Here is a 22,546-nt window from a genome sequence, read left to right on the forward strand (position 1 = left end):
ATATATTATGGTTCAGTAGCTCAGTTGGTAGAGCAATGGATTGAAGCTCCATGTGTCGGCAGTTCGACTCTGTCCTGAACCATTACTGATTTTTGTGGCGGGTGTGGCGAAGTGGTTAACGCATCGGATTGTGGTTCCGACACCCGTGGGTTCGATTCCCATCATCCGCCCCTTAATAATTTAATATGCGGGTGTAGTTTAATGGCAAAACCTCAGCCTTCCAAGCTGATGTTGTGGGTTCGATTCCCATCACCCGCTCCAATAATATTTATCCACAGTAGCTCAGTGGTAGAGCTATCGGCTGTTAACCGATCGGTCGTAGGTTCGAGTCCTACCTGTGGAGCCATGGCCCCGTGGTCAAGCGGTTAAGACACCGCCCTTTCACGGCGGTAACACGGGTTCGAGTCCCGTCGGGGTCATACAAACAGAAGTGAAATATCGCTTCTGTTTTTTTAATACAATGATATGGAGAGTTGTCCGAGTTGGCCGAAGGAGCACGCCTGGAAAGTGTGTAGGCGCCACAAGCGTCTCGAGGGTTCGAATCCCTCACTCTCCGTTAATTACATATTTTGAGCTTTTATGAAGCACCGTAATCCTTGGTATAATAGGGTTTCGGTGTTTTTTTATTTTTTAATAAGTACGCTTTGTTTTATCACAAAGTACAACATTATTAAAATGTTTAAAATCACTTTGGACTTAATGATAATAGACTTAACAAAACGAGTGATGCAGTGAATAATATGTAATCCCGGTTAGTGCTATCTTTACTGTTTAATGCCTATTAATGTAGAGAATAACTTTATGAGAAATAGGTAATATATTAAAGTATTGTGTCATGGAAATGTATTAGATTCTTAAAGACTAAGTGATCTATCTGAACAACTTACAAAATATATCTTAATCAAAATCTTCAAGCTTACCTTAGCCACCATCGCATAAATAATTGAGTGTCTATTATTTATACATAAAAGTTATGTGCGTGTTAAAAAAGTATATCATTTGTATATTTGAATATGGTATTATGTGAAAGTTATTTTAACAATGAGGAGGAATGAACTTTGAAAACTCTGATAGAAAACCATTATAAAAATATTATTATATGTTTAATAGGAACTTTTATAAATGCAATTGGAGTAAACGGCTTTTTGTTAGGGTCTGATTTAGGGGATGGTGGCACTGTTGGTATATCATTGGCACTAAAATACTCACTTGGTTTATCACCAGCATTAACATCATTAATTATAAATGTAATCCTTATTATTATTGGTTGGAAATACCTAAGTAAAACAGTTGCAATTTATACAGTTATATCCAACACAGCATTATCATTGTTTTTAGAATTAACTAAAAATGTTAATTTGGGTATTGATGATTTCGTAATTAATTCAGTATTTGGTGGAGCAATTATTGGTATAAGTGTTGGTTTTGTATTGTCTACAGGAAGTACAGTAGGCGGTCCCGCTGTTGTTGCTAGAATATTTAATAAATACTTTGGTTTTAAAACGTCTAAAACTATTTTTTTATTAGATAGTTTAATTGTTTTGTCATTCCTTATTGTTTTGCCTTTAAGAAATGTACTATTTACGATTATCATGTTATTTATTACTGAAAGAGCAACATCTTTTATAATTGAAGGATTTAATCCTAAGAAAGCTGTAACTATTATTTCTGAAAAAAATGAAGTGATAGCAGATAAAATTAATAGTTTTACTGGCAGAGGAACTACCATATTACCAAGTAAGGGTGGATACTCTAAAAATGAGTCAGGCATGCTTTATGTGGTAGTGCATCAATCTCAAGTGACTAAAATTAAAAATTTAGTTTATCAAGAAGATGAAAAAGCATTTTTAGTAATACATGATGTTCGAGATGTATTGGGCAGCACATTCATAAATAACGTAACATAAGTGAAAATATTAAGGTACAAACAGATATCCTCAGAATTGAATATTTAATCCAAAGCATAATATTTTAATTTTATAACTTAACTTCACAGTTAGTGTATTGATATGTTTCTTTTCTAGTTTTTGTATTAAGTCTTTATCAATTTATTTTTGGTTACAACTATATGCATATAAGTGTGCATGTTGTACACCGAACTAAATTAAAAATTTGATATAACAAATGAGAAAGGGGAGTGTATGATGTTACGAAAAATATATGGAATAAATGAAGTTCCGTTTGAATTATTGTTAACGGCTGATCCTTCTGAGAAACATTTGAAAAAAAGCTTAGAAGAAGGTAATTGTTATGTGCTAACTGATAAAGATAATGTTATAGGTAGTTTTATTATTAAACCATTATCAATAGATAGTTTGGAAATCACAAATATTGCAATTGTTGAAAGTAAACAAAATCAAGGGATAGGAAAATATCTAATTGATAAAATTTGTAAAATATCTTTAGAAATGGGATATAGCACTGTAATCGTTGCAACAGGCAATTCTAGTATTGGTCAATTGGCATTTTATCAAAAGGTAGGATTTCGTATAGTTGATATTGAATTTGATTATTTTACAAGAAATTATAGTAAGCCTATTTATGAAAATGACATTCTTTGTAGAGATTTTATTAAATTAGTTAAATTTCTTTAACCCCTAAATTATATACAGTATTATTTTAAAAAATAGCTGATGATAAATTTAAGTATAAAACAGCTTTCTATAAATAATATTGTATGCTAAATTAAATAAATAAAATCAATTCGTTAGGATGTTGTATGTTCAATGAATAACATGAATTATAAATATATTAAGATTATATCAGATATCATTGGTTGGATATCTTGTATGGGTATTTTGGTAACGCTAATTTTAAACTTTTATTATGAAACCAGTGAAACAGTCCTGTTTAATGTTGGTTTTAAAATAACTGATACATCATTAGTGTATTTCTCAATTTTTGTAGTGATCTTGTTTTTAAGTGTTACTATCTCACATTTTGCTAAAAAATTTGTATCAAACCACTAATCTTAAAAGAAAAATGCCAAATATACATAATTTGGCATTTTTTTGTATAGTCAAAACGAGATAACTATAAATGATTTTTTATTAAATAAATTATCAGTAATAGAACGACAAATGAAAGTATTAGTAAACAAATTGAAAATATTTTCATCCTTAAATGTTGTTTTTTAAAGGCTCTTATTTCAAAACTTTCCATTGAATCAAAATTAAGTGAATGTTTATAATGATGCTGATTAATAAAACTATAGCAACTCGTAGTAATTAAAAATAAGCTTACACAACTCATAATTATAATGAAATAAATCATGACAAAATCCCCTGACATCTAACTTTAGGTAAATACATAAAGTGCTATTTTACTGATTATACCTATAATTTTATATTGTTCTTCACAATTTATTATAATTAAAATGTTGTGCAAAATCAAAATGAATGTTATGATTCATTGGATTCACAATTTAAACTTAGGAGTGAAATGATATGGGATTCATAATAATGATTATTGTTGGTGGGCTAATAGGTTGGCTAGCTGGCGTAATTCTTGGTAAAGATATTCCTGGTGGAATTATTGGAAATATCATTGCTGGTTTAATTGGTTCAGCGATTGGTAGTAAATTATTAGGTACATGGGGTCCTGTATTAGGAGGAGTTCCAATTTTACCTGCTTTAATCGGTGCAATTGTTTTAATTTTAATCGTGTCACTGATTATAAAGGCGCTCAAAAAATAAATTTAGAAATTTATAATTAAAAAAGGCATCGGCTCAAAAAATTGAGTCGGTGTCTTTTAATTTATTATCTGTTTAACGATTTAAATGATTACTGGTATATTGCAATCTACAATTTTATATAAACTATATTATTTGATATGTTTTGTTGTTCTGTATGTTCTGTTATTTTTTGATGATACTTTTATTAAAACTTCCATTCAAATGGTTGGTAAATAAAACCATTATTTTTATTTACGTTCAGTTCTTTCGACACTTAAGTTTTGTTACTTATTATGCCTTGAAAGTACATAATCGTGATGAATATATTTCAATATAGAAAAATGAATTTGATATCCTGTCAAATAGAATAAAACAAGTTATAATAATGAATGAGATGGAGGAATGTTAACGTGGAATTTTGGTTGAAAAAGCAGGCAGAAATTAATGGAGATGGGATATTTTTAGATGATGGCAACGTACGATATAACTTTTATGATACGTATCAATATGCCTCAAAATTGGCATTTGTTTTATCAAAACTTAATCGAAATCGTATAGGGTTATATATTGATAATACGATTAAATCTGCTTTGCTTATTAATGCATGCTGGGTGGCAGGTATAGAAATTGCATTATTAAATACAAGGCTAACAAAGCGTGAAATGCAGGATCAAATGGCATCTGTAGAAATCGATACGATTATAACGATAAATGATTTGAAAATTGATGGTTTTCATATTGCAAAGTTTGAAAGTCTTGAAGCTGAAATAGCTGAACAGTATTTTGAGACAACATTTTCTTTAGAAAATATCGCATCAATTATGTTTACATCTGGTACAACTGGTCCGCAAAAAGCAGTGCCACAAACATTTTCAAATCATTATGCAAGTGCATTAGGGTGTAAAGAAAGTTTAGGTTTTAATGGACAGACTAAATGGTTGTCGGTATTGCCTATATATCATATTTCTGGATTAAGTGTGCTCCTAAGAGGATTGATTGAAGGTTTTACAGTTCGTTTAGAAAAAAAATTCGACACGATCTATATGCTCAAAATCATAAAAGATGAACATCCTACACATGTTTCACTTGTTCCACAAACTTTAAAATGGTTAATGGAAGGTGGATTAACTGAACCTTATCAAATTGAAAAAATATTGCTAGGAGGAGCGAAATTATCTAGTTCGCTAATTGAACAGGCATTAAGTTACAATTTACCTATATACAATTCCTTTGGAATGACGGAAACATGTTCACAGTTTTTAACAGCTTCACCAGACATGTTAAAAGACCGTTTTGATACTGTAGGAAAACCAAGTGGAAATATTGCTGTGAAGATTAAAAATCCAAATGATCAAGGTCATGGAGAGTTGTTAATTAAAGGGGATAATGTAATGAAGGGTTATTTATATCCTAAGCATATATCTAATACGTTTGATGAAGAAGGTTATTTCAAAACTGGCGATATTGCCGAAATTAATCATGAAGGATATGTTATGGTTTATGATCGTCGCAAGGATTTAATTATAAGTGGCGGAGAAAATATTTACCCTTACCAAATAGAAACGATTGCTAAACAGTATCCGGGTATTGAAGATGCATTATGTATAGGAATGAAAGATGATGAATGGGGAGAGGTTCCTATGCTTTATTATGTTTCGAATTATGAAGTGTCAAACGAAGATTTAATGCGTCATTTTGAAAATAATGTAGCGAAGTTTAAAGTACCTAAACAATTTAATCATGTAAAATCATTACCCTATACATCAACTGGAAAATTGCAACGGAATCGTTTTAAAAAATAAACAGGAGTGCATATGAAATTACTCAAATTAGAACTTTATGAATATGAACAGGAGTTTAAGCATCCTATCAAAACACCGAAAATAAACTTGGATTACCGAAAATCGTTATTCATAGGGCTTTATATGAGCAATGGGAATTGGTATTTTGGTGAATCTAATGCGTTTGAAACAAATTGGTATGCCAATGAAACAATTGAGGACGTAAAAGGTAAAGCAATACAATGGTTTGAATTGAATCATAATAAAGATTTTTATGATTTGAAATCTGTGCAAAAAGCGTTAAATATGCTTGAACAATATCCGGCTACACGAAGTATGTTGGTTATGGCATTTTATCAAATGTTCAATCAATTAAACACATTTAACGTTCCATATGGTGCAACGATTAGTGGAATGTCTGAAGCTAATTTGAAACAACTAATAGATACAAAACCACAAAGAGTTAAATTGAAATGGTCAGATAATATTTTAGAGGATGTACAAAAAATTCAAAATTTACCGATAAATTTACAAATTGCTATTGATGCTAATGAAAGTTTAACGGATAATGAACAGAATAAATTAGCTCGATTAAGTGAGGAAAATATTCTTTATATAGAAGAACCTTTTTATAGCATGGAAAAGTTACAGAACTATTATGCATCGAATCTTCCTCCAATTGCATTGGATGAAAAAGCATCTTCTGAGAAAAATATCATTTCTGCTATTAAAGATTTTAATATTAAAGTTATTATTATTAAGCCATTTAGATTAGGTGGCATTGATCGAGCGTTGTATTTAATTCAGTTAATTAGAGAATTAGGTGCAAAAGTTGTAATCGGTGGAATGTATGAGTTTGGATTAAGTAGATACTTTACTGCGATGTTAGCGCAGTATGCAGATTATCCAAGTGATATTACACCTGAAGGTTATTATTTCAATCAAGATATTGTTGCAAATTCAGGTATATTAAAAGGAGGCTCAATAGAATTTGAACCTCCAAATGTACTTGTATCAAACATGAAACGGATATATTAATCTTTGGATGATTTCTTCTTTTTTAGTGGGACCGGATCGAATCCACCTTTGTGTAAAGGGTGGCATTTAAGTATACGTTTGATACCTAACCAAGTACCTTTAAAAGGACCATAGACTACGATTGCTTCACGTGTATATTCTGAACACGTAGGATAAAACCGGCAAGTCGCAGGCGTGACTGGTGAAATATAATGTTGATAAATATAAATAAGTCCTAGGAAAAATTTTTTCATATAGTTTGCCTCCAACTAATAACTTAGCAGTGTTAGTTTAACATAGAAATAGGAAGAGTGATGAGCGTGAAGTTTATAGATAAAGAAAATGATAATGTATATTTAACATATAAAAATGATAACGATAAGGCTGATGGGGAACACGTTCTAATTATTCCAAATTTTCAAGGGAAATTGTTATTTACGCAGCATAGTCAAAGAGGGATTGAGTTTCCAGGTGGTAAGATTGAACCGGGTGAAACAAGTGTAGAAGCTGCAAAAAGAGAATTGCATGAGGAAACAGGTGGAAATGCCAAAACATTTCATTATGTTGCGCAGTATTATGTAGAAAGAACTTGCGGCAAACGATTTACTAAGGATGTATTTATGGCGATTGTAGATAGTTTAGAAGAACAACAAGATTATTTTGAAACGAAGGGACCGCTATGTTTCGAGCGAGTGTCCGACATTCCTATTGAAGAAAAAAGTTTTCTATTGGAAGATGCTGCGATTTTACAATGTTTAGAAAGAGTGATGGAGATTGGTTTTTATAAAAAATAAACGCATGCCAGTTGAATCGTCAGAACATATATTTGAAGAGGTAACATATGTAGTGGACCATTTGAAAGTAAGAGGATTATTGATGAAACCAAAATTATCTGTAAAGCGCATAGTCATATACTTGCGTGGCGGTAAAGGTCAAGTTGGTAAGGTTAGAACTGGTCGACTAATGCAATTTGCAGATACAAATACCTTAGTGTTTGGACCATATTATCGAGGTAATAATGGTAGTGAAGGTAAAGATGAGTTTTATGGTGGTGATTTGAATGATGTTCGAGAAGCAATACATATATTACATAAATCTTATCCAAATGCAGCCATCCATATGATAGGTTTCTCTCGCGGTGGATTGCAAGGCTTGTTAACATTTCAGGACTTACCTGTATCTAGTTTGATTTTATGGGGAGGGGTATCAAATATACATTTAATGTATGAGGAACGTGTTGATTTACGAGGTATGCTACGTCGAATGATTGGACACCCCAAAAAGCAAGCAGAAGCATATGAAAAGCGAGATGCTATTGCTCAAATTCATGAAAATAGCCCTCCAATATTTATTGTCCATGGTGGTAAAGATAAACAAGTTGGTATTCATCAAGCTAAATTTTTAGAAAATGAGTTGAAACGTATTGGCACTACATACCGAACATATTATCAAATGAGTGAAGGCCATGTACCTCGACCAGCGGCAATGAAATTAACATTAAATATAGTGAAGCAATGGATGACTGATGTCGAAAACAATCAGATAAAGCAAACTTATATGAATTGAGAATAAAAATAATAATATAAGCAATAAAAAACAGTTGAACTATAAAGGGAGCATAGTTCAACCGTTTTTAGTTAGTATACAAAGCGGACTATTATTAAATGGTTGTCTAAGTTAATTAAACAAATGATAGTTTTTACGTTTAACTTAGCTTTTCCAAAATGTTGTTATTTAAAACCGCCATTTTTTGCTATATCGGAAACATCTTCGCCAAATTTTTCAAAATTATGCTTGAAGCGATCAATTAAATCTTGTGCTTGTGCTTTATATTCATCAGATTTACTCCAAGCATTAATTGGATTTAATAATGTTTGTGGTACATCTTCAATGTGAATTGGAATGTTTAATCCGAACATATCATCTTTTATATATTCAGCATCTTTTAATTTACCTGTAATTGCTTGGTTAACCATTTGTCTCGTATAGTTTAAGCTAATTCGTCTACCAACGCCATATTTACCACCAGTCCAACCAGTGTTTACTAGATATACATCAACTTCGTGTTTATCAATTAAGTCACCGAGTAAATCAGCATATACTTTAGCGTTTAATGGTAAGAATGGAGAACTGAAACATGTTGAAAATGATGGTTCAGGTTCAGTTACACCGCGTTCTGTTCCAGCTAGTTTAGCAGTGAAGCCACTTAAAAAATGATACATAGCTTGATCTTTTGTCAATTTTGAAATTGGAGGTAATACGCCAAATGCATCAGCAGTTAAAAAGATAATTGTATTTGGATGCGCAGCTTTTGAAGGTGTGACAATATTTTCAATGTGATTGATAGGGTAGGCAGCACGAGTGTTTTCAGTATAAGTATTGTCATCAAAGTCAACATCGCCATCTTCATCAACTACAACATTTTCAAGAATAGTTCCATATTGTATTGCATTATAGATTTGAGGTTCTTTTTTATATGAAAGATTAATTGCTTTTGCGTAGCAACCACCTTCGATGTTAAAGATGCCATTATCATTCCAACCATGTTCATCATCACCGATTAATTTACGTGTTGGATCAGCTGATAATGTTGTTTTACCTGTTCCTGAAAGACCGAAAAATAATGCAACATCGCCTTTTTCGCCAACATTTGCAGAACAATGTATGCTCATAATATCATCTTTCGGCAAAAGGTAATTCATTACTGAAAAAATACCTTTTTTCATTTCACCTGCATATTCAGTACCACCTATTAAAATAACTTTGTGTTTAAATGAAGTGATGATAAATGTTTCAGAATTTGTACCATCTATTTCAGGATTTGCTTTAAAATGTGGTGCTGAAACAATTGTGAAATTTGCTTTGATTTCTTGAGCTTCTTCTTTAGATTTTGGACGTATAAACATGTTTTGGGCGAATAAATTATGCCAAGCAAGTTCATTGATAACAGTTAATTTGAGTTGTGATGCTTCATCGCTACCTGCATAACCATTGAATACATAAAGTTCGTCCTTTTTATCTAAATAGGCAAGAACTTTATCATATAAATTTAGAAAAGTTTCTTCTTCGATTGGTTGATTAATATTGCCCCAATCAATTGCATCTCTATAAGATGGTTCTGTTACTATAAATTTGTCCTTAGGTGAACGCCCAGTATACTTACCGGTCTTTGCATTAATTGCACCTAGTTCAGTTAGTTCACCTTCACCATTATTCAAAATTTTGTTATACAACTGTGTTGTTGAGAGTTGAAATAATGATGATGTTTTGCCCAAAATGTTTTCGATTTTATTAGTGTATGTGTATGTATCTACAGCCATACTCAATCCCTCCAAAGTTATTTATTTTGTAAGCCTTTACAATTAAAAAGTATAACACATATGATTTATTAGTACACATCATTTTAAAGGGAATTTAAAATAAATATTAATAAATGTTAAATTGACAATATATCTCATATTCGGTACTATAGTGATTAACGGATTCTCTTATCCTGAGAGGCGGAGGGACATGGACCCAATGAAGCCCAGCAACCTCTTCTTAATACGAAGAAAGGTGCCAAACCGTTTGCAGACATATATCGTCTGAACGATAAGAGCGAATGGACGTATTAGGGCCTTCTCTCTATTTAATATAGTGATAAGGTCCTTTTTTAATGAGCTCAACAGTATAGAGAATATTCGTAATTTAAAACTAAAGGAGCAAATTATGACTTACAATAGAAGATTATTCACTTCAGAATCTGTTACAGAAGGACATCCAGATAAAATTGCTGACCAGGTTTCGGATGCAATATTAGATGAGATACTTAAAGATGATCCAAATGCTAGAGTAGCTTGTGAGACAACAGTTACAACTGGTATGGCTTTGATTTCAGGAGAAATATCAACAACGACTTATGTTGATATCCCTAAAGTAGTGAGAGAAACAATCAAAGAAATTGGTTATACACGCGCGAAATTTGGCTACGATAGCCAAACGATGGCGGTGTTAACTGCAATTGATGAACAGTCACCAGATATTGCTCAAGGTGTGGATACTGCATTAGAATATCGAGATGACTTAACAGAGGCTGAGATTGAATCCACAGGTGCAGGTGATCAAGGATTAATGTTCGGATATGCTACAAATGAAACAGATACGTATATGCCATTACCAATTTTCTTATCACATCAATTAGCTAAAAGGTTATCAGATGTCAGAAAGGATGGTATTTTAAACTATCTTAGACCAGATGGTAAAGTTCAAGTTACAGTTGAATATGATGAAAATGATGAGCCAAGTCGCATCGATACAATTGTTGTTTCAACACAACATGCTGAAGATATTGAATTGGACCAAATTCAAAATGATGTTAAAGAACATGTCATTTATCCTACAGTACAAAAAGATTTATTAGATGATAATACGAAGTTTTACATTAATCCTACTGGACGTTTTGTTATTGGTGGACCTCAGGGTGATGCTGGTTTAACTGGACGTAAAATTATTGTAGATACGTATGGTGGTTATGCACGACATGGCGGTGGTTGTTTCAGTGGTAAGGATCCAACAAAAGTGGATCGTTCAGCTGCATACGCAGCACGTTATGTAGCAAAAAATATCGTTGCAGCAGGTTTAGCTGAAAAATGTGAAGTACAACTTGCTTATGCTATAGGTGTTGCAGAACCAGTATCAATTTCAATTGACACATTTAATACTGGCAAAGTAAGTGAAAGTGTATTAGTCGAAGCAGTTAGAACACATTTCGATTTAAGACCAGCAGGTATTATTAAAATGCTTGACCTTAAACATCCAATATACAAACAAACAGCAGCATATGGTCACTTTGGACGTACCGATGTATTGTTACCTTGGGAAAAGCTTGATAAAGTCAACTTGCTGAAAGATTCTGTTCAGGCATAATAATTTAATGTCAGTGTAGAGTTTACACTCGAATAAACAGGCGATTTCCATTATAATTAAGTTAGCGAACACATAAAGGAGCGTTATTGTTATGAACTCATTGGGACCTTTAGAAATTGGTTTAATCGTGGCAATTATCGTAGCAATTATCGTAGCAGTTATTTGTTTAATATTATTTATTGCTGCTTTAAACAGTAAGAAGAAGGCACAAAAAAAGGTTGAAGAACAATATCAATCGAAAGAACAAAAATTAAAAGAATCACATGAAGAAGAATTAGAAAAAGAACGTATTGAAAATAAAAAAACAGTAACAAAACAAAAAGAAGAGTATGATGCTGCGGTTAGTACTAAAGACAGAGAAATTGATGCATTAAAGCTATTCTCTAAAAATCATAGTGAATATGTAACAGATATGCGATTAATAGGTATACGTGAACGATTAGTTAACGAAAAGAGAATAAGACCAGAAGACATGCACATTATGGCAAATATCTTTTTACCTAGAAATGAATTTAGCGACGTTCAGCATATTAGTCATTTAGTATTAACGCGAACTGGATTATATATCATTGATTCACAATTGTTAAAGGGTCATGTTTATAACGGTATTAGTGCAAATCAATTTAAAGATCAACCAGTAATTGAACAAGTATTTGAAACTTTAGATCTTGATAAACAAAAAGCACAAACTTTAGTACTCGATCAAAATGATGACAAAAAATCATTGAATTTTGTAAATTATACAGAGCATATAAATGAAATTGAAAAACTTGCTGGAGATATTCAAACTGAATTAAATCTTAAGTTTACTCCAACTACAATTCTGTACTTTAATCCGAAAAATGAAGGTGCAGTGACGATTACCAACTATGCTCAAAGTTCAAATTCTAAGGTCCTAGTTGGACCTGAACAATTAGATGAATTCTTTAATAAATTTGTTTTCCATGGTCGAATTCAATATACAGTTGAAGATTTACAGCGTATTATGGATGAAATTGAATCATTTAATTAAATGTACTTACTGAAAGCGGCTTGAAAATAGAATATAATAATAAGCTTATATACGGCGATTTCTTTTGATAGTAAATAGAAATCGCCGTTTTGTTTGGTTAATGTAAAATTTAAGTTTAAAATATTGTTTTTTCGTGTAAATCTAAAGTTATATAGACACAAAACAAAGCATATTTATAAATATATCAAATTACAAGATGTATTAATTTAACTTATCTTAGATATTGTATATGATATTAAGTAAGTAAAACAAAAAGGGTGAATTAAATTGGAAAATATTAAATTTTATAATGGAAATGAAATGCCAATTTTAGGTTTAGGAACATTTAGAGTGGATAACAGTGATCAATGTAAAGAGGCAGTAAAACATGCGATTGAAAATGGTTATAGACACATAGATACAGCAATGATTTACGAAAATGAAGAAAAAGTAGGCGAGGGTATTGCGGAAGCTTTAGAATCTACTGGAATTGACCGTAGTGAATTATTTATAACTTCGAAATTATGGTTAACAGATTATGGTAGAAGTAATGTAGCTCAAGCTTATGAGACAAGTATTAAAAAATTAGGTTTAGATTACCTTGATTTATATTTAATGCATTGGCCTGGCACTGACGAAGCCTTAATGATTGATACTTGGAAAGGGATGGAAGATTTATACAAAAATGACAAAGTTAAAAATATTGGAGTAAGTAACTTTGAACCTAATCATTTAGATGCGTTATTAGCACAAGTTTCAATCAAACCTGTAATTAATCAGGTTGAATTCCATCCATACCTATTACAAGAAAAATTAAGAAGTTATTTAGAAGTACAAAATATTCATGCTGAATCATGGTCTCCTTTAATGAATGCGCAAATTTTAGAAGATGAAACTGTAAAAGCAGTAGCTAAAGAAGTTGGTAAATCTGCTGCGCAAGTTGTAATTCGATGGAATATAGAGCATGGTGTTGTTGTCATTCCTAAATCCGTTACACCTTCAAGAATTGAAGAGAATTTAAATGTGTTTGACTTTAAATTATCTGATTCACAAATTGAGCAATTAGATAATTTAAATGAAGACAAAAGAATTGGACCGAATCCGCTAGAAGTTACTGGAGAATAAATCAATGCCCCTACACTAGTTATTTTTTTACTAGTGTAGGGGCATTTTTTTATGTATGTGATTGATAGAAATGTTTTAATTATTAACAGACTAAACTAAATTGTATCCGAGCAAACATGCAATTAACGAACCAAGATATTGTATGATTGAATAGACAAAAAATCGTATGAAAGCATACTCATTTCTTAAAATGTGTACTAATTCAGAAGATAATGTAGAAAATGTTGTTAAGCCGCCTAATACGCCTATGACAAAGAATGGATTTACCCATTCTGTATGTATTGACATCCCCATTATACAACCAATTAATAAACTACCAATGATATTAACGATAGGCGTTGCAATTGGTAATTTTGAGTTGAAGTTATGTGTGAAATAGTTTGTGAGGAAACCTCTAATTACCGCACCTACGCCTCCACCAAACATTATTAAGAAAATAGTTATCATGTTATATTTTCCCCCAATTTTATACCTATATAGCATACAATTATACCAACTAAATAAGATGTGACAGCATACAATAATAGCAAAAGATACAGATGATGTTCTAACATTTTTATTAGTTCAAATTGAAATGTAGAAAATGTTGTAAATGCGCCAATAAAGCCAGTGGTAAGTCCTTTTTTTAACAAAGCATTATTTGCAAAATATCGTATTGCTAAACTTCCTAGCAAGCCCATTAGGAAAGAACCAATGATATTTGCTATAAATGTGCCAATAGGAAAGCCATGTTCTGGGTTTAAAAAAGAAATCCAATATCTTAATAATGCACCAAACGCACCACCAAGAAATATATAAAGATATTGCAATAGTTTCACACATCCTTTCCAAAAATAAAATACTACAAAAGTATTTTACCTTTTGTAGTATAATTTAGAAAATAATACCGAATGTTGAAAGAGAAGACAAGATGTGTATGATTATCACGATTAATATAATAAATGGTAATATCTTACTTGCTTTTCTAATCCAATCTGAATCTTCGTGTAAATGTTTTATGGATTTATCTGCAAAAATAATTGAAATTATTAAAATAATAGCGTTTATAATACTACAAACAAAAATAAGTTTAATTATAGAATTAAAGTGCATATTTAGTAGAGGGTTTCTAGTATTAAAATAAAAACTAATAATAATCAATAAACTAGATAAATAAAAATAAAGTTTTGAACGTGCCATATTTACCTCCTAGTGCAATTCATCTAATAATAATACCATATTTTTACATAAAATTAACTAAATTTACAATTAAAACAAAAGCATGCCTTTTTAAAAGAACGAAATAAACTGTTATTAAGCTAAGTTGTTAGCCAAAATAGGTATTATTTACTCAAAAAATTTTGACAATTCAAGCAAAAAATTAGAATTTCATCATAATTGGTGGTATAAATGAGTTGAATGGTTAATAACCGTTATAAAAATAATTCTTTATAGAATTATTTATTTTAGTCAGGAGGAATTTTTAATGGCAAAATTAAATGTTGAAGTGTTTGCAGATGGTGCAGATATTGAAGAAATGAAAGCTGCTTATAAAAATAAACAAGTGGACGGTTTTACGACTAATCCAAGTTTAATGGCAAAAGCAGGCGTAACAGACTATAAAGCATTTGCTGAAGAAGCTGTACGTGAAATTCCAGATGCTTCTATTTCATTTGAAGTATTTGCAGATGACTTAGAAACAATGGAGAAAGAAGCTGAAATTTTAAAACAATATGGTGAAAATGTTTTTGTTAAAATTCCAGTTGTAAACACTAAAGGTGAATCAACAATTTCTCTAATTAAAAAATTATCAGCAGATAATGTACGTTTAAATGTAACTGCTGTTTATACTTTAGATCAAGTAAAAGAAATTACTGAAGCTGTTACAGAGGGTGTACCTACTTATGTTTCTGTATTCGCTGGTAGAATTGCAGATACAGGTGTAGATCCACTTCCATTAATGAAAGAGTCAGCAGAAATTACACACAGTAAAGATGGTGTGAAATTATTATGGGCAAGTTGTCGTGAAGTGATTAACGTTATCCAAGCTGACGAAATTGGTGCAGACATTATTACATGTCCAGCAGACGTAGTGAAAAAAGTTAATACGAACCTTGGAAGAGATATCGAAGAACTATCTGTAGATACAGTTAAAGGCTTCGCTAAAGATATTCAATCTTCAGGTTTATCAATTTTATAATCAAGTTCCCCTATAAACTCAATGTTTATAGGGGTTTTTTATGTTTGTATTTATGCTCAATTTTGTAAGTGTTATTAAATGATGCTTCTTTTAACCTATCTATCCATATCATATAATTTAAAATGTAAGTTGATAAATGAGTGAAATGATTGGACTTTAAAACGTCTGTTTTTATAATTTTTGAAATTATACTATGCAAATGTAATATTTAATATATAATTAATGATTGTAGCTTTATATTAATGAGGAACTGTAGATAAGAGTTAGGTAAGGGTGCTAAAGGAGTACAAAGAATGAAAGTAAATATTTTTAAACAAAAAGTAAAAAAACAATTGTGGTTTTTAAATAAAAAAGAAAAAGAGAAATTAGATTCGGTTTTAAATTCAAGTATAGAAAGTGAAGCAACAGGTGAATTGAATCGTCCGATAGCATTTTCAAATCAATTTTTAAAAGAACATATTTTTAAAGAGAAAATTACATCAACATCATATTTATTCATGATGTTAATTGGTATTTTAATAACTTATATTATATTATTAGGATTGTTTTTGTTTGGCTTTCTTGCAAGTCTATCTTCTGTTCAATACTTTATTAAGCCAGAAGTTCATCTATCCAATACAGTAGTGATCTTGACTTTAATAGGATCAATTTTATTGATTATTTTGTGTTTGTATACCATTAAGCAAGTGACTGCATATTTTACTAAAAAATTGTTAGAATATAAACATAATAAAGATTTGTAAATAACGTATTAAATAGAATGGTGGGAAAGTGATATACTTTCTTGCCATTTTTTATATACAAAAGTATATGGAACTTTGACTTCTATGCACGTGTTATTTTCAAAATAAATAATAGTATTATATTGTAATGATTTTAAACCAATGATTGCCATTGCATTAATATAATATTGAATGGGTGCTCTTTTAGAATTTAATGGAAATAAAATCAATTCATTATTGATATACAATGGCAAAAATTTCCGTATTTTAAGTGTTTGTTTAGCTTGTTTTATTTGAAGGTTTAATGATAAATGTTGTATTTCAAAGATGTAATTTAAGGCTTTATCCATTGTAGTAGGATAAAGAACATAGTAATTCGAAAAATGACAAGCAGTATATATTTGAGAAGTAATATATGTTTTGAAATATAATAATTTTGTATTCATTTTCATGTTTTAATAACCTCTTTATTTGGTATAGTAAGTTAAATATTTAAATTTGATATTTTTTTGATAGGTTTTCAAAGTTGAAATGGAACAATTTAATAATTTTGCTAACTCTTTTTGTTTATATCCAGCCAGTTTGAGTTCTAACCAATTCAGTTCTTTATGTGTTAAGCTTGAAAGAAATGATTTGTATAGTAAGTTTTGTTCAGGAGATATAGATAGGCTTTGGTTGGGTAATTCTAACAAATCGGATTCAAGAGGTTGGAACGTTTTAAGTGAACGAAAAAGGTCTATAAGATAAAATTGTAATCGTGTATAAAGGTAGGATATTAAGGGGACATGGTAATTGGGATTATAATCACGGAGTAATTCCCACATTCGAATAGATAATAGTTGTGAAAATTCATCATAATTGTACTTTATATGGTACTTATTTAACAATGTAGATATAATATAATTATACTGAGTAAGTTTTGATTCATTCATGATATTTTGCTCCATAGTTATATATATAACTGTTATTTCCGGATGTAATCATTTTATTAAAAAAAACAAAAATTTTCATTTGCTAAATTGTAATAATAGGTGTTAAATAGTAGTCATAGATAGATAAAGTTTAAGTTTAATGACATTAAAGCGTATTCAACTTAAATATACTGCATTTTTAGTATAATGTTATCTTCGGACTATTTTCAGGAGGTTTATATGGACTACGCACATTTGAATTTAGAGCATTTTTTTGCAAAGCATAATGATTTAGATACGATAAAGGATAAATCAGATTTTGTAATGATTAATAATGTAACTAAAGAAATGAAATATCGAGATGGTGAAATTGAGGGAACAATTGATCTTAACAGATATTTTTATAAAAATAGATCACAAGCAATGAGTTTTATAATGATGGAATATAAAAGTCAAGAGTAATGAAATTAAAATTTCATTACTTTTTTTATGAATATGTAACAACCTATGTATTAAATTGTCTGTTCAACTAAATAGTGTTAAAATCTAATATCGGATAGCCTTAACTTATTTGGTTTTTGCACGATGATAGGGCTAAATTTTTAATTATTACCTATGAGGTGTGAACATGACGAAGCATAAAAAAGGGTCTTTGTTATCAATAGTAGGATTGTTGATAGTGTTAGGCGTGGCTGCAGTCATTGTTTTTTCAATGATTTCAGATCAAATATTTTTCAAATCTGTTAATAAGCAAGAAAGTGTTGAAAATCTTAAAGTGACATTAGATAAAGCATCTAAAAAACAAATTGATAATTATACGAGTCAACAAATCTCTAGTAAAGATAATAAAACATGGAGAGATGCATCATCAACTGAAATAAAAGATGCTATGGATAGTAATAAATTTATAGATAGTGATACTCAAAAATATCAATTTTTAGAATTAGATCGCTATCAAGGAATAGATAAAAATAGAATTAAACGTATGTTATTTGATAATCCAACATTATTAAAACATACAAATGCATTTATTAATGCTGCGAAAGAAAAACATGTAAACGAGGTTTACTTGATTTCACATGCACTATTAGAAACAGGCTCTGCGAAAAGTGAATTAGCAAGTGGTGTTGAAATAGATGGCAAGAAATATTATAACTTCTTTGGTGTTGGTGCATTAGATGAAGATCCAATCAAAACGGGTTCAGAATATGCTAAAAAGCATGGTTGGGATACGCCAGAAAAAGCAATTAGTGGCGGCGCAGATTTCATTCATGGTCACTTTTTATCTAATAAAAATCAAAATACATTATATAGCATGAGATGGAACCCTAAAAATCCGGGTGAACATCAGTATGCTACAGATATCAAATGGGCAGAAAGTAATGCAAGCATTATGGCAAACTTCTATAAAGATATGAAAACAGAAGGAAAATACTTTAAATATTTTGTGTACAAAGATGATAATAAACACAAAAATAAATAATTAATATTCAAACAAAATGAGTCAGGGGCATAAATACCCAATCTTAAAAAAAGAGGGCTAATCCTTTATGGATTAGTCCTCTTTTGATATAAAATCTTACGATTTTGACCGTGCATGCTTGCCTGGGGTATGGTTCGAGCCTGTAGTCTCTCACTCATACGATTCCCCTAGGCGTCAGCACAGTACAAAATCGGTACAATATATCGTTTGTTATTCAAAAAAATAAGCTCCTTTCTTAACCAGAAACTAAAAAACTAGATTTAAAGAAAAATTGACGTAGAATCAGTTTTTGGATTTATGAAGGCTATTTTGAGTGTCATTCGTATGTCTATTCTAGGGATAAATAAGGTTAAACGAGAACTCGGTTTTATCTTAATGTCACTAAACATTAGAAAAATAGTAGCTCACCAAGCTACAAAATCTTATAAAAACAAAGAAAACGTCAAGTTCTATATAATTTCAATAGAAATTGACGTTTATTCTTTAATCAGAGATGCTTATGCTTAAGACGCTTCTTTATCGAATGAAATAAGGGTAGTAGTTTGTAGTCTGGGTTTGTATTGGAAATTTAGATTAAAACATTACTGCGCTTTGTTTTTCTGACTAATTAATAAAAATAACATCAATGAAGAAATAAAAACTTTTAAGGTTAATTTCATATTCTCACTCCTTAAATCTATAAATGATAAATTAAGTTCTGTAATATACAAATAATAAATGGAAATCTATTTTTTATCAAAATAATTATGCTGTTTTAAGAAATCCTGTGCAACGACTGCTGGTTCTTTACCTTCGCCATCTGCCTCATAATTCAGTTTTTGCATCTCTTTTGTATTTATTTTATTATCTAATTTATGAATTGTATGTTTGATTTCTGGATGTTTATTTAACAGTTTATTTGGTGCAACTGCACTGGCATCATAAGGTGGAAAGAAATTTTTATCGTCTTTTAATACGACTAAATCATATGCTGCTATTCTGCCATCTGTAGTGTAACCTAAAGCAACATCTAACTTTTTATTTTTTAAAGCATCGTAAACTAACCCGATTTGCATTGGCTTAAGGTTGTTGAACCCAAAACCATAATGTGATTTGAATGGCGCGTAACCATCACCACCGCGTTTGATCCACGTTGTATCAGTACCTACTTTCACTTGATTCTTCACTTTTTTTAAATCAGATACATTATGTAAATTATATTTTTTTGCTGTTTCTTTTGTGACCATAAAGGCAAATGTATTTTCAAAACCATAAGAGTTGAAAAATGTCTGGTTAAATTTTTTGTCAAAACCATGTTGTGTCAGTTGCATCGCTTTGTTTGAGTTTGTGATGGGCTTTTGCTTTAATACACCAGTTAAGTCGGTCCCAGTATAACGGGTGCTTGATATATCAGCATCACCTTTAAGCAATGCATTATGTTGGATTGTAGCTGAACCTAAATTGTTAATTATCGAACCATTAATTTTTCCTTTAGTATCATGCTCAATAAGTTCTTTCAACATATACGCCATAATTTGAGATTCACTTGTGGCTAACGCTGAAATTTTCACAGTTTTATTTGTTTGACTACCACCTAATCCTGGCAAGGCACAGCTTGAAAGAAAAACAGTGCAAGCAATAGATAAAATTAAAATATATTTAGTAAAATTCATGATTTTCCCCTTTGAATTTAAAATATCAAAAATTAAATTAGTTATTAATTTAAGATTAACACATTTGGGTAAATTGAGTAACTTAGTCTTTTCATTATTTGCAATACAATAAAATGTAATTACATTCAGTTGATTGATATAATATATATAATTATTAGATGAGGTGGAGGTAATTATGAAAATAGCAATAATAGGAATGGGAACTGCCGGTGTCACCGTTTTAAAGGAGTTAGCAAAATCAGATAAATTTCAAGAAATGCATATTGATGCATATGATAATCCGATAAATATGGGGCAAGGTGTGCCTTTTCAAAATGATAGTGACCAATTACTTATCAATTTACCGGCAGCTCAAATGTCGTTGAATTTGGAAAATAGACATGAATTTGTAGATTGGTACCAACAGCAATCTACATTTAAATTTTCAAATCCAGAATACTTACCGAGATTTATCTTTGGACATTACATGAAGGCGTATTTAGATGAAATTAATAACAGAAATAGAAATGTAACATTAATTAAAGAGGCAGTTTCTGAAGTGTTTATTGAATCAAAGATAGGTCAAACAGATGTGACATACCATGTTTGTACATCTTATGATATGGAGCGATGTAAATCATATGACGTTGTCTTTTTAACGATAGGTACTTTATCTTATCATGATCCTTATCAATTGAAAGGTACTCCAGGTTATATTCATACACCTTATCCAACGTATAATACATTAAATAATGTTAAAGACACAGATCAAATTGCCATTATGGGAACAGGATTAGCGAGTTTAGATGTTATAAGGTATGTTACTGACCATCATAATAATTTTCCTATAGTAGTAACTAGTAGAAAAGGACATTTACCAAGTGTAAGAGGTGAAATGCCTGATATTACATTTAAATATATAACGCCAGAGCGATTTAATAAAATTAAAGAGAAAAATTTTGGTAATGTTCCATTAGATGATGCAATAGCTTTATTTTTAAAAGAATGTGCGTTGTTCGAATTGCCTGTGGAGAACTTGGTAAATAGAAAAAAAGGAAATCCAATCGAAGATTTAAAATATGATCTTGAACATTCTGAAACATTAGGAAAATTTCAAAGCATATTAGAATTAATTAAAGAAAATTTAAATTGGATTTGGAATAGTTTTAATAGAAATGATCAAAAAGTATTTTTACAAAAATATCAGCCAATTCTTAAAGCAAATTCTAATCCTATGCCACCGAGAACAGCAAAATTATTGATTGAATATATAGAACAAGGATTAGTACAAATACGTGATGGTTTAGAAAATGTTAACTATGAAAATAATAAGTATCATTTTGTGTTTGAAAATCAGACACTTGATACGTTTGATATAGTAATAAACGCGACTGGATCTAAAACACAACTGAAAGATTTAGATAGTGATGATCAACTAGTTGTAAATATGGAGAATAGACAGGTAGTACAAGCACACCCTTTAGGTGGTATACAAATAATTGCAGAAACGAATCAAGTCATTAGTCCGAGATATGGTACGCTAGATAACATGTTTGCATTAGGTCAATTAACAAATGGTATAAACCAATCAAGAAACGGTGTGACAATGATTGTTAAACAAGCAACAGACATCGTAAATAGACTGTTAGAAAAATAATTCAAGATAAAAATTAACCGATACTATACTTTAATTTAATAAATGAAAGTATAAAATTTCAAATAAATTCTCTTTATCATATAAATAGAGGGAAACGTTGTTGCGAAAGGATTTATTAAAGGTTTAAAAAGAAAAAATAATAAAAAATAAAACCGACTTAAGTAATAAGAATTGTTATTTCTAAATGATTGTAGTATTATATTCTTGTAACTTAATTAAGGTTACTTGACTCAAACATCAATTTACAATTTCATATATTCTTTCGGGGCAGGGTGAAATTCCCAACCGGCAGTAAATTAAGCCTGCGACCTACATTTGTAATCAAATGTAGCTGATCTAGTGAAAATCTAGAGCCGACAGTAAAGTCTGGATGGGAGAAAGAATAACGTATAACTATAAAGGCACTAAAATTAGTGTTTATTTAGCATTCACTTATATCATTAATTGGATAAGTGTATTTAAAACTAAGT

Annotated in this window: 23 protein-coding genes, 6 tRNA genes, 1 pseudogene and 2 riboswitches; of the genes and pseudogenes, 22 read left to right on the forward strand and 8 right to left on the reverse strand. The window is 30.5% G+C overall.

What is annotated here, in order from left to right:
- The first annotated feature begins 9 nt into the window (after positions 1-9).
- The 11 genes from MHZ36_RS03620 (at position 10) to menC (ending at position 6,493) form a co-directional block, all read left to right on the forward strand.
- A tRNA-Phe gene (locus MHZ36_RS03620) sits at positions 10-82 on the forward strand.
- Positions 83-97: 15 nt separating this feature from the next.
- Positions 98-170 (forward strand) — tRNA-His (locus MHZ36_RS03625).
- A gap of 17 nt (positions 171-187) precedes the next feature.
- Positions 188-261 (forward strand) — tRNA-Gly (locus MHZ36_RS03630).
- A 10-nt stretch (positions 262-271) separates the two neighbouring features.
- Positions 272-346 (forward strand) — tRNA-Asn (locus tag MHZ36_RS03635).
- Position 347: 1 nt separating this feature from the next.
- Positions 348-419 (forward strand) — tRNA-Glu (locus MHZ36_RS03640).
- 48 nt (positions 420-467) lie between these two features.
- Positions 468-556: transfer RNA gene (locus tag MHZ36_RS03645), tRNA-Ser, on the forward strand.
- A gap of 502 nt (positions 557-1,058) precedes the next feature.
- Positions 1,059-1,907, forward strand: a complete 849-nt coding sequence (locus MHZ36_RS03650; protein ID WP_239229677.1) for a YitT family protein — start codon at positions 1,059-1,061, stop codon at positions 1,905-1,907.
- Between the two features lie 237 nt (positions 1,908-2,144).
- Positions 2,145-2,594, forward strand: coding sequence for a GNAT family N-acetyltransferase (locus MHZ36_RS03655; protein WP_239229678.1), 450 nt, complete (start codon positions 2,145-2,147; stop codon positions 2,592-2,594).
- An 852-nt stretch (positions 2,595-3,446) separates the two neighbouring features.
- Positions 3,447-3,695 carry a GlsB/YeaQ/YmgE family stress response membrane protein gene (locus MHZ36_RS03660; protein ID WP_239229679.1) on the forward strand — a complete coding sequence of 83 codons (249 nt, stop codon included), beginning with the start codon at positions 3,447-3,449 and terminating at the stop codon, positions 3,693-3,695.
- Positions 3,696-4,084: 389 nt separating this feature from the next.
- Positions 4,085-5,476 (forward strand): o-succinylbenzoate--CoA ligase, encoded by a 1,392-nt coding sequence (gene menE / locus MHZ36_RS03665; RefSeq protein WP_239229681.1) that lies wholly within the window; start codon positions 4,085-4,087, stop codon positions 5,474-5,476.
- Positions 5,477-5,488: 12 nt separating this feature from the next.
- Positions 5,489-6,493 carry an o-succinylbenzoate synthase gene (gene menC / locus MHZ36_RS03670; RefSeq protein WP_239229683.1) on the forward strand — a complete coding sequence of 335 codons (1,005 nt, stop codon included), beginning with the start codon at positions 5,489-5,491 and terminating at the stop codon, positions 6,491-6,493.
- Here menC and yidD read toward each other — a convergent pair.
- A complete protein-coding gene (gene yidD / locus MHZ36_RS03675) occupies positions 6,490-6,726 on the reverse strand; it encodes a membrane protein insertion efficiency factor YidD (protein ID WP_239229685.1) in 237 nt (78 codons plus the stop codon). The two genes, menC and yidD, sit on opposite strands and share 4 nt — an antisense overlap.
- Before the next feature lie 60 nt (positions 6,727-6,786).
- On the opposite strand from yidD, the gene ytkD reads away from it, so the two are divergent.
- Together ytkD and MHZ36_RS03685 are read left to right on the forward strand one after the other, a co-directional pair.
- Positions 6,787-7,266: an RNA deprotection pyrophosphohydrolase gene (ytkD, locus tag MHZ36_RS03680; RefSeq protein ID WP_239229687.1), complete on the forward strand. Its 480-nt coding sequence runs from the start codon at positions 6,787-6,789 to the stop codon at positions 7,264-7,266.
- Entirely contained in the window at positions 7,247-8,038 is a 792-nt protein-coding gene (locus MHZ36_RS03685; protein ID WP_239229689.1) for an alpha/beta hydrolase family protein, read from the forward strand. Before ytkD ends, MHZ36_RS03685 begins: the two co-directional genes overlap by 20 nt.
- A 164-nt stretch (positions 8,039-8,202) precedes the next feature.
- Here the strand turns inward: MHZ36_RS03685 and pckA are convergent, their stop codons facing one another.
- Positions 8,203-9,792: a phosphoenolpyruvate carboxykinase (ATP) gene (pckA, locus tag MHZ36_RS03690; RefSeq protein WP_239229691.1), complete on the reverse strand. Its 1,590-nt coding sequence runs from the start codon at positions 9,790-9,792 to the stop codon at positions 8,203-8,205.
- 165 nt (positions 9,793-9,957) lie between these two features.
- Positions 9,958-10,070: riboswitch (SAM riboswitch) on the forward strand.
- A gap of 110 nt (positions 10,071-10,180) precedes the next feature.
- On the opposite strand from pckA, the gene metK reads away from it, so the two are divergent.
- The 3 genes from metK (at position 10,181) to MHZ36_RS03705 (ending at position 13,493) form a co-directional block, all read left to right on the forward strand.
- Entirely contained in the window at positions 10,181-11,377 is a 1,197-nt protein-coding gene (gene metK, locus MHZ36_RS03695; RefSeq protein WP_239229693.1) for a methionine adenosyltransferase, read from the forward strand.
- Positions 11,378-11,468: 91 nt separating this feature from the next.
- Positions 11,469-12,389 (forward strand): NERD domain-containing protein, encoded by a 921-nt coding sequence (locus tag MHZ36_RS03700; RefSeq protein WP_239229695.1) that lies wholly within the window; start codon positions 11,469-11,471, stop codon positions 12,387-12,389.
- Positions 12,390-12,656: 267 nt separating this feature from the next.
- The gene (locus MHZ36_RS03705) at positions 12,657-13,493 is read left to right on the forward strand and encodes an aldo/keto reductase (protein WP_275432136.1); all 837 of its coding nucleotides are present in this window, start codon (positions 12,657-12,659) and stop codon (positions 13,491-13,493) included.
- 90 nt (positions 13,494-13,583) lie between these two features.
- Here the strand turns inward: MHZ36_RS03705 and MHZ36_RS03710 are convergent, their stop codons facing one another.
- From MHZ36_RS03710 to MHZ36_RS03720, 3 genes are all read right to left on the reverse strand, one after another.
- Positions 13,584-13,940, reverse strand: a complete 357-nt coding sequence (locus tag MHZ36_RS03710) for a fluoride efflux transporter FluC (protein ID WP_239229697.1) — start codon at positions 13,938-13,940, stop codon at positions 13,584-13,586.
- Positions 13,937-14,302 (reverse strand): fluoride efflux transporter CrcB, encoded by a 366-nt coding sequence (gene crcB, locus MHZ36_RS03715; RefSeq protein ID WP_239229698.1) that lies wholly within the window; start codon positions 14,300-14,302, stop codon positions 13,937-13,939. Before crcB ends, MHZ36_RS03710 begins: the two co-directional genes overlap by 4 nt.
- A gap of 64 nt (positions 14,303-14,366) precedes the next feature.
- The gene (locus MHZ36_RS03720; RefSeq protein WP_239229699.1) at positions 14,367-14,672 is read right to left on the reverse strand and encodes a hypothetical protein; all 306 of its coding nucleotides are present in this window, start codon (positions 14,670-14,672) and stop codon (positions 14,367-14,369) included.
- Positions 14,673-14,958: 286 nt separating this feature from the next.
- Between MHZ36_RS03720 and MHZ36_RS03725 the strand changes: the two genes are divergently transcribed.
- Both MHZ36_RS03725 and MHZ36_RS03730 read left to right on the forward strand, forming a co-directional pair.
- Positions 14,959-15,672, forward strand: coding sequence for a transaldolase (locus MHZ36_RS03725; protein WP_239229700.1), 714 nt, complete (start codon positions 14,959-14,961; stop codon positions 15,670-15,672).
- A 293-nt stretch (positions 15,673-15,965) separates the two neighbouring features.
- Complete coding sequence (locus MHZ36_RS03730) at positions 15,966-16,415, forward strand: hypothetical protein (RefSeq protein WP_239229701.1); 450 nt, start codon at positions 15,966-15,968, stop codon at positions 16,413-16,415.
- An 8-nt stretch (positions 16,416-16,423) separates the two neighbouring features.
- Here MHZ36_RS03730 and MHZ36_RS03735 read toward each other — a convergent pair whose 3' ends face one another.
- Together MHZ36_RS03735 and MHZ36_RS03740 are read right to left on the reverse strand one after the other, a co-directional pair.
- A complete protein-coding gene (locus MHZ36_RS03735; RefSeq protein ID WP_239229702.1) occupies positions 16,424-16,846 on the reverse strand; it encodes a competence protein ComK in 423 nt (140 codons plus the stop codon).
- Positions 16,847-16,861: 15 nt separating this feature from the next.
- On the reverse strand, positions 16,862-17,341 hold the full coding sequence (locus tag MHZ36_RS03740; protein WP_343237199.1) for a sigma-70 family RNA polymerase sigma factor: 480 nt from the start codon (positions 17,339-17,341) through the stop codon (positions 16,862-16,864).
- 204 nt (positions 17,342-17,545) lie between these two features.
- Here MHZ36_RS03740 and MHZ36_RS03745 point away from each other — a divergent pair, with 204 nt between their 5' ends.
- The 3 genes and pseudogenes from MHZ36_RS03745 to MHZ36_RS03755 all read left to right on the forward strand — a co-directional run.
- A complete protein-coding gene (locus MHZ36_RS03745) occupies positions 17,546-17,767 on the forward strand; it encodes a hypothetical protein (RefSeq protein WP_239229703.1) in 222 nt (73 codons plus the stop codon).
- 166 nt (positions 17,768-17,933) lie between these two features.
- The gene (sagB, locus tag MHZ36_RS03750; RefSeq protein WP_239229704.1) at positions 17,934-18,788 is read left to right on the forward strand and encodes a peptidoglycan release complex glucosaminidase SagB; all 855 of its coding nucleotides are present in this window, start codon (positions 17,934-17,936) and stop codon (positions 18,786-18,788) included.
- Positions 18,789-19,052: 264 nt separating this feature from the next.
- A pseudogene (locus MHZ36_RS03755) lies at positions 19,053-19,295 on the forward strand (IS5/IS1182 family transposase); the annotation flags it as partial.
- Positions 19,296-19,513: 218 nt separating this feature from the next.
- Here MHZ36_RS03755 and MHZ36_RS03760 read toward each other — a convergent pair.
- The gene (locus MHZ36_RS03760) at positions 19,514-20,440 is read right to left on the reverse strand and encodes an osmoprotectant ABC transporter substrate-binding protein (protein WP_239229705.1); all 927 of its coding nucleotides are present in this window, start codon (positions 20,438-20,440) and stop codon (positions 19,514-19,516) included.
- A 175-nt stretch (positions 20,441-20,615) separates the two neighbouring features.
- Between MHZ36_RS03760 and MHZ36_RS03765 the strand changes: the two genes are divergently transcribed.
- Positions 20,616-22,076 carry an FAD/NAD(P)-binding protein gene (locus MHZ36_RS03765; protein WP_239229706.1) on the forward strand — a complete coding sequence of 487 codons (1,461 nt, stop codon included), beginning with the start codon at positions 20,616-20,618 and terminating at the stop codon, positions 22,074-22,076.
- 254 nt (positions 22,077-22,330) lie between these two features.
- A riboswitch (FMN riboswitch) is annotated at positions 22,331-22,462 on the forward strand.
- The last annotated feature ends 84 nt before the right edge of the window (positions 22,463-22,546 follow it).

This window comes from Staphylococcus sp. ACRSN (genome assembly GCF_022346615.1).
GTDB lineage: Bacteria > Bacillota > Bacilli > Staphylococcales > Staphylococcaceae > Staphylococcus.